Source organism: Chitinophaga sp. (assembly GCF_036569125.1).
Lineage (GTDB): Bacteria > Bacteroidota > Bacteroidia > Chitinophagales > Chitinophagaceae > Chitinophaga.
This window is the reverse complement of sequence record NZ_DATCRF010000056.1, coordinates 1-8,371: the sequence shown is the minus strand read 5'-3', so window position 1 is coordinate 8,371 and position 8,371 is coordinate 1. Positions and strand designations below refer to the sequence as shown.

General features: G+C 49.6%; 5 protein-coding genes. All 5 read right to left on the bottom strand.

The window, feature by feature from the left end; translation table 11 throughout:
* Positions 1-85 precede the first annotated feature (85 nt).
* Entirely contained in the window at positions 86-1,219 is a 1,134-nt protein-coding gene (locus tag VIM87_RS01890; protein WP_331995334.1) for a FecR family protein, read from the bottom strand.
* A 95-nt stretch (positions 1,220-1,314) separates the two neighbouring features.
* Positions 1,315-1,860, bottom strand: coding sequence for an RNA polymerase sigma factor (locus VIM87_RS01885; RefSeq protein ID WP_331995333.1), 546 nt, complete (start codon positions 1,858-1,860; stop codon positions 1,315-1,317).
* Positions 1,861-1,925: 65 nt separating this feature from the next.
* The gene (locus VIM87_RS01880; RefSeq protein ID WP_331995332.1) at positions 1,926-2,675 is read right to left on the bottom strand and encodes a DUF1080 domain-containing protein; all 750 of its coding nucleotides are present in this window, start codon (positions 2,673-2,675) and stop codon (positions 1,926-1,928) included.
* A gap of 124 nt (positions 2,676-2,799) precedes the next feature.
* Positions 2,800-6,615, bottom strand: coding sequence for a glycosyl hydrolase family 95 catalytic domain-containing protein (locus tag VIM87_RS01875; RefSeq protein WP_331995331.1), 3,816 nt, complete (start codon positions 6,613-6,615; stop codon positions 2,800-2,802).
* Positions 6,616-6,769: 154 nt separating this feature from the next.
* A partial coding sequence (locus tag VIM87_RS01870; protein WP_331995330.1) for a plastocyanin/azurin family copper-binding protein occupies positions 6,770-8,371 on the bottom strand: 1,602 nt, incomplete at its 5' end.

The window sequence follows — 8,371 nt, the reverse complement described above, 5'->3', positions numbered from 1 at the left end:
CCGGACAACACTAACAGCCGGTAATGCGCCACATTGCCGGCTTGTTTTTTTGGCTGACCGTTATTTATCGTTGACTACTCTGCTTTTACACCGGGCAACCTGTGCCCCTGATAATGATCTTTGTACCCCTGATCTCATAGGCTGCATGTAATACCTCGCAGATCACTTCCATTCTGGCATTAAAATCCATGTTAGAGATATCTCCTGAAAAATGGCAATTATTAATACGCTCATTCTCTACTTCTATTTCTATACCGTATACCTGTTCAAAGGTGCGCAGCACTTCCGGTAAGGGCGCCGTGTTAAACACAAAGCTGGCTGCAGCAGCTGAACCGGCACTGTGCAAACTGTCTGCCGGCACTACCGGCAACAAGGGCAGCGGATCTTCTACCAGCAATGCTTCAAACTGCCGGCTGTCTTCCGAATAGATCACTTTCTGGTTTGGCGTCAGGATCACGCCATTGCTAACGTTGATGCGTTCCTGTTTGCGGGAAGTGGTAACCTGCTCATACACTTCTACCTTACCGCTGTGCACCGTTACCTCTACCTGTTTCTTCGGATTGGTTTTTATACGAAAGCTGGTGCCCAGCACATGTGTTACCAGGTTATTGTAATACACATAAAAAGGGCGGTCGGCATCATGGCTTACATCAAAAAAGGCTTCTCCTTCCAGGTACACTTCCCTTTTACCGCTTTTGAAATGCGGCGGGTATAAGAGTTTGGCGCCTGCTTCCAGTATCACGGTGCTGCTATCTTCCAGCTGTATGGTCAATGCCTGAGTACCTTCATTCTTCCTCTCCTGCAGGTATTGGGTGGCCAGCAGCTGCCGGCTGTTCTTGTTACTGTAATACTCCTTATTATAAAGGAACAATATTACGGTGAGCACAATACCAATGGTGATCACGGCCAGCGCAAACAGGCGTATCAGGCGGCCCTGCTTGGTGGCTATGAGCGGCGCTTCCTCTTGCGGGGCTTCGCCTTCATGGGCATTAATAGCGCGGTGCAGGCGTTCCATTTCCTGCTGGTATTCCTCTTCCGGCAGCTGCAGGGCAGCAAAGCTGATGAGCTGATCGGCGCTCATGATCACATCCAGCTTTTCCGGATGATTGCTGATCCAGTTCTGCCAGAAAAAAACATCTACGGGGTCTAACTTAAAATAGTACCGCAGGTAGGATTCATTGGCCGCAAAGTCTTCCGGTGCATATAATGTATAATCCATACGGGGGCTTTGTATATATATAAGTGCAACCTGCATTCCATTTTTACTATGGAATTGTTATAAAAATTTAAAAATAATTTTTAACGGGCTGGTAATTAGAAAAATAGCACTACTCTTAAGCACTTACGCAGGATCTTGAGGGAGTCGTATACCTGGTTATAAATGGTACGCGGGGTGGTGGTGGTAAGGGCGGATATTTCTTCGTAGCTCTTATTTTCAAAGAATTTCATGCGGATGATCTCTATCTGGCGCTGGGAGAGCTGCTGCATGGCGGCCCGTACTTTGTCGGCCATTTCTTTTTTTGATTGCATGAGAATGAGCAGCTCTTCGTAGGGGCGTTCTGTTTCGGTGATGCGGGTTTCCATATCGGCTACGGCGTAATGCTGCAGCTTGCCGGCTTCCCGCTGAATTTTCCTGCGGAGATAGGTTTTAAGATAAGCGCCTACATGCTGTACCGGCGGCAGTTTGTGGCGGTTATACCATATTTCGAGGAAGAGTTCATGAATACAGTCTTTCACCAGGTCTTTATTACCACAGGTGCGGAAGCCTTCTGCAAAAAGCAGCTGGTAGTGCGCCTTGTACAACAGCGTAAAGGCTTCTTTATCATTGTCCCTTATGGCATCCCAAAGTTGATCTTCCACGTGGCATTACGTATGGTGAGTTAGCGGAATGTAATAAATTATCCCCAACTAACTATCCTACACTGTCATAATTCCCTTACCCATATGTTGCGGAAACTAACCTTACTGCCGTGCTCCTGCAGCACCAATGGCAGCTTAGCGGCGTGATAGGTATCCTTAGGATAACCTGCATATACCATAGGGCCTTTAATGGCTACATGGTTCTGTATCAGGATGCCATTCTGAAAAACGGTGATATAAGCGGGTGTTTTCAAAGACTGACCGGCATTAAATTCCGGCGCTTCAAACACCACATCAAAGCTTTGCCAGGTTTGCGGCGGCAGGCTTGCATTTGCCAGGGGCGCATATTGTTTATAAATGCTGCCGGCCTGGCCATTATAATATATACGTTCCCGGTACTGGTAGCTTTCATAGATCTGCAGCTCATACAGGCCCATGAACAGCACCCCGCTGTTGCCCATATTATTACGGCCTTTATTTTCTTTGGGGTCAGGCGTTTTCCATTCTATATGCAGCTGTATGCTGCCAAAGGCCTGTTTGGTACGAATGTCTTTTGCCTTGGGTACAATGGTAAGCTCATTGCCATTCACCGCCCATTTTACAGCGCTGCTGTCGGGGTGCTCCCATTTGTTAAGGTCCTGCGTGCCTGAAAATAACACAATAGCGTCTGAAGGCGCATGGCGTTTATCCGCAGGGGTTACTACCGGCGGCTGGTGCGACCAGTCTTCGGTAGCTTCAGGCGCAACATTCTGAGAGAACCCTGCGGCCGGAAGGAGTGCGAAGGAGAGGATGAGCAATGTGAGGAAATACCGCATTTTTAATTACGAATTGTTCAATTACGAATTACGAATTGGGTAGAGCGTGTTTGGAAATGTTCATTTGAAAGGTTGTTACCACTTTAAGCTTTATGCTTTATGCTTTGCGCTTTCTGCTTTCAGCTTATTTAACTACTTCCAGTCTATCATCTTTCACCTGCAGCCGGTACTTCTTTCCTTTTTGGGTAGAGAGCTTCAGCGATTGCTGGCCGTACTTCAGCTCACAGGGACCACCGGCAGTAGCCGTTACCGTTAGCTGCTGCAGCTTACCTTGCTCCCAATCCAGATCCAGCACAAAGCCACCGCGGGTGCAAATGCCGCTTACATGACCGGCCGGCCAGGCATCCGGCAGGGCGGGCAGCAGATCGATATATCCCATATGGCTTTGCACCAGCATTTCTGCAATACCGGAAGCGCCGCCAAAATTGCCATCTATCTGGAAAGGCGGATGCGCATCAAACAGGTTGGTGAATGAGCCGCCATGTGGCTTGCCGCCGTTCGGGTCTTCAGCTGGTGTTAGCAGGTTTTTGAGGATGAGCAATGCGTGGTTGCCGTCTTTAAACCTCGCCCACAGGTTCACCTTCCAGGCCAGGCTCCAGCCGGTGCCGCCATCACCACGGAATAATAAGGACTGGCGCGCAGCGTTCATAAATTCCGGCGACTGATCCCAGCTAATATCCTTACCGGGGAACACGCCCCACAAATGGGATACATGCCGGTGGCGGTTGGTGGTATCATCCACATCCTGCAGCCACTCCTGCAGCTGACCGAACTTACCGATCTGGTTAGGCGCTATCTGTTTATATTTTGTTTGCAGGGTTTGGCTGAAGGCAGCATCTGTATGCAGGATGGCGGCTGCATCTATACAGTTCTTAAACAGGTCGCGGATCAGCTGATGATCCATCGCAGGACCAGCTACCAGGCCGCCGTTCTCCGGGGAATTGGAAGGTGTGCTGATCAACCAGCCGGTAGCGCTGTCTTTCACCAGGAAGCTCACAAAAAAGCTGGCTGCCGCTTTCATAACGGGATATGCCCTTTGCCGCAGGAACACAGGATCCTTTGTAAATAAATAATGCTCCCATAAATGATGACTGAGCCAGGCGGCTCCTGTTACCCATATGCCATGGTTGGCTGCATTAATAGGCGCTGTGGCCCGCCACAGATCTGTATTATGATGTAATACCCAGCCTGGCGCGCCGTACTGCTCTTTTGCAGTAACACGGCCGGTTTGCGCTACATCATCTATCAAACTGAACATAGGCGCTGTGCAGGGAGAAAGATGTAATACTTCTGCCGGCCAATAGTTCATTTCAAAGTTAATATTGGTGGTGTACTTGCTGTCCCAGGGCGGTGTTAACTGATCGTTCCAGATGCCCTGCAGGTTCATAGGCTGCCCGCCCGGGCGTGATGCTGCGATCATCAGGTAACGGGCATATTGCACATACAATGCTGCCAGGGCCGGATCTGTAGCCGGTGTAAACTGCCGGATGCGCTGATCCGTGGGCAGCTGTGTTTGCCCTTCGCCCAGGTTAAGATCCAGTGTGTTAAAGTATTGCTGGTAGTCTTTGATATGCGCTGCTTTGATACCGGTGTAGGAAAGACCTTTGAGCTTTGCTGTTGCCTGTGCGCAAAGGGCAGCAGGGTTGCCGCTAACATCTTTATAGCTTTTATAGCTGGTGGCTGCGGTGAGGTACAGCGTGGCCTCGTCTGCATCCTCAACAGTAATGGTACTATCTCCTATGGTTACACGCCCTTTATGGGCGCTTAGCTTTAGCCAGCTTTCGCCCTTTAACACGCCATCTTTTACCTGCAGGGAAAGCGCCAGTGTACTGTCATTGACCTTGCGGATGCTGTATGTTTTATGTGGTGTTCTTATTGCTGCAGTGAAGCTGATGCTTCCCGGCTTATCTGCTGTTAAATGAACTGCAATAGCGTTCTGTGGCGCGCTGGCCAGGTATTCACGGGTATAATGAATGTTGTTGGTTGTATAGGTGGTGCGGGCAATGGCCGTATTCAGATCCAGCTCCCGGTGATAATCCGTTACTGCGGCAGTGGTGTCCCTGAAGTGGAGCAGCAGGTCGCCAAAAGGCTGGTAGGCGGCCTGGTAACGGGAAGCTGCGCTTTTTTGTCCCAGGAAATGTTCTTCCGCCAGCTGCTCTGCTTCTTTTTGCTTACCCGCTGCCAGCAGCGCACGGATCTGTGGCAGGTATTGTACTGCGCCAATACGGGCATGTTCCCGCGGGCCATCGGTCCATAAGGTAGCTTCGTTAAACTGCAAGTGCTCCGTGTTCACACCTCCGTAGATCATAGCTCCCTGGCGCCCGTTACCAATGGGTAGTGCAGCGGTCCATTTAGCGGCCGGGCTGTTGTACCATAAAGTGAGCGCCTGTTTTTTTGCAGGCAGCGGCGTTATAATGCGGGTAAGATTACTAGCGCTGTAGATCTTTTCACCGTCTGCAAATATCTGAAAGCCTTTTCCTTTATGATATTTGTTCCCGGTCTTATCCCACAGGATGGTGAGCAGGCGGCCATGATAAGGCACCTGGTCCAGGCAAAACCAGTCCCAGGTTCCGGCAGGGATCAGCGGCGCTATTTCCGCCTGCTCATCACTGCGGGGTTTTAATCCTACCAGGTCGCTGATCACCAGGTCGCAAAAACCGGAGTGGTTGTAAAAGCTGCTGCGCGGATCATCTCCTTTTAACCAGTACCCATTCTTTTCATCCTGGTATTCGCCTAAATACGGCTGTCCGTTCTTCTGGTGGGAACGGGCGTATGTTTTCAATGCACGGTAATATACCTGTGCATTCATTCCATCATGATTACGGTAATCCGTTAACAGGTTGGCCAATGCTTTTAATGTTTGCGTAGTGGCAAAGGGCCATATAGCGCCATCCCACTCACAACCACCGGTACCGTGTGTACGAAAAGCGGGATGCCGCTGTTCTGCGGTGGTAATGCCCCAGGGTGCATCAAATCCTTTGGGGTCGGTGAGCTGTTGCCATGCTTTTGCATAGGCAGCCTTATCGTCCGGCAGGTTAAAATACCAGGGTATAAAACCTATCTCCTCCCTTGCGCCGGATAAACCGCCTTTTGCAAAACGTACTTTGAAAAAGGCGGCGGTATCATCCCACAACTTATCCTGCACATCTGCTTTCAGCTGTGCAGCTAATTTTGTATACCGCTCACGCAGGCTGTCGCGCCCGGCCATAGCGGCTATCAGCGCCAGTGCCCTTGCATTGCCATACATATAGCTATTGATGGTAGGACGTATATTCCTTTCTTTGCGGGAGCCGCTGATAGATTCTTCCATGCCATCCCTTACATCAAACTGCCAGAACATGCCATCCGGCAATAATCTTTCCTGCTCCCACAAACGGTAATCTGCATCCAGGGAATCCAGCATGCTAATGGCAAAATTGCGGTTGCCGGTAGCCAGGTAGTAGTTGTAAACAGCATCGGCAGCCCAGCCGCTGAACTGGTGAAAGCGTGGTTTGGACTGGTGTTTATCTTTTTCCAGCCAGTAACGGATGTATTGGTTTACGTACTGCGTATCGCGCAGCCAGCGGCCTTCATAAATGTGATGACCTGTGGCGCAGCTTAATGCATTATACCTGCCGGCATGTTTTACCGGTTCAATAAATTCAGTGAAGATGAAACCATCCGGTGTTTGCTTTAAGTGTTTGCGAAAGCTATACCAGCGATAATAATAGATCTTTTCAATGGTGCTGTCGGGGCAATCCAGTAAAGGAATATTGTTCTGCAGCCAGGTGGCCGCCTGCTCATCCGGCACATAATTCAGCACATTCTTTTTATCATCTACCTGATTAAAGGATTTTACATACTGCTGCAAGCGGTCCCCTTTCAGGAAAGGCCCCTTTTGCTGCGCCCATCCATTCATTACTGCACACAGGCATAAACAAACACTTAAAAAACGTTGCATTGGTTTCTCAATTTTTTGAATAATTAAGAATTAATAATGAAGAGTTAATAATCACGGTTGCAGCAGCTTCAGGTAATTATATGCGATGTTATGTGGCAGGTATATTTACTTTAGGAGATTGCACTCATGATTATTAATTATTAATTCTTCATTATTAATTCTTTCTTACTTTCAGGATGCCCTTCATCACTGCATAGTGGCCGGGGAAGGTGCATACGTACGGGTAGTTACCCGGTGTTTTAGGCGCTATAAAATAAATGCTCTGCGAGGTTTCCGGCTGCAGTAAGCAGGTATTGTACAACACATCTTTTGATCCCGGCACATAGGCCAGCTGCGAGCCGCTTAAGCCCATTTCCATGGCCAGCTTACCTACCGCATCTCCTTTACCCGGAGCGGTGATCACCAGGTTATGCAGCATATCGTCATTATTATTAAACACCAGCTTTACTTTGCTGCCGGCAGTTACTTCCAGCTCCGCTACATCAAACTTTAAACCGGGTTTAGTGCCTACCTGTAAAGTTATATCCGGCTTAGCCCAGCCGGCGGGTTGTACACTCACACATTTGGTGGGATCTGTACCGCAGGCGCCTTTATTACCGGCGCCACTGGCGGCCAGGCTTTTAGTAGTAACTGCACAGCTGGGGCCTACGCCGGCCGGAATAGCATTTAACGTGTAGTAGCCAACGTTATGCAGCAGGCCTAAGCCTGATTGTGATTGCAGGCCGTTCACATGCAGCTCATGAATATATCCTTCGCGCAAACCTTCCACGTAGATCCTTACCAGGCGTCCATCTTCAGACACTTCACTTTTCACCACTGCGCAGGGTTGCTGATTAATAATAGGGCTGCCGTATGTTTTATGATAAGCATAGGTAAAACCGGTTACGCTGTACATGCTTGCATCTGCTGCCTGCTTTTTATTTACCGGTAAGGTAAATTCCAGCTCAAAGCCATTGCTTTGGGCACGCATGGCTTTTATTTCAAACGGTGTAGCTCCTTTAAAGTTCACCCGTTGCAAACCATATAATGCAGGGCCGGTAGAAGCCCAGCCGCGGCTGGTCATACCCACAAAAAGAGAATGATCACTTCCCCAGGCCATGCGCAGCACGCCAGATGAAAAGCCCTCCAGGAAAGGGAAGCAAGCGCCCTGGTATTTCCCTTTTACTTTTTCCAGGAAAGCACGCATTACTTTGCTATGTCCCTGGTCGCCTACCAATATCTGCCCTTTAAAAGGGCCAAAGGCATCGGAGTTAATGGTTAATACTTCTGAAGTGGAAATGCCCATCAGCGTGTGCGGGAACCATACGCTGGGTTCTTTGAACTGCGCTGTTTTCCTGGCAAAGTCGTGCAGGATGCCGATGGAATCCGGGAACTGTTCCGGTTTCAGCTTAATGGGCGATCCATATTCACCTGACCAGCGCAAGCCCGCCGGGTGACCGGCAAAATCGCCATAGTCCATTTGCGTGATACGGCCGGAGCCTATCCAGTCGCCCTGGTTCTCTGCAAAAAAGATATCTCCGTTCTCCGACAGTCCAAAACCTGCAGGGGAACGCATGCCTGCAGCATAAGGCTGCATAGTGCCATCGGGTTTTATGCGCATCATCCAGCCACGCCATTTAGCCAGGCTTGCACCGCGGCCTATCCAGGACAGGTTCAGCGTTACGATCATATCACCATTTGGCAGGAACAAAGGGCCATAAGAATATTCATGGTAGTTGCCCGACAAAGGCCAGGAGGCTACGGTCTGGAACAGATC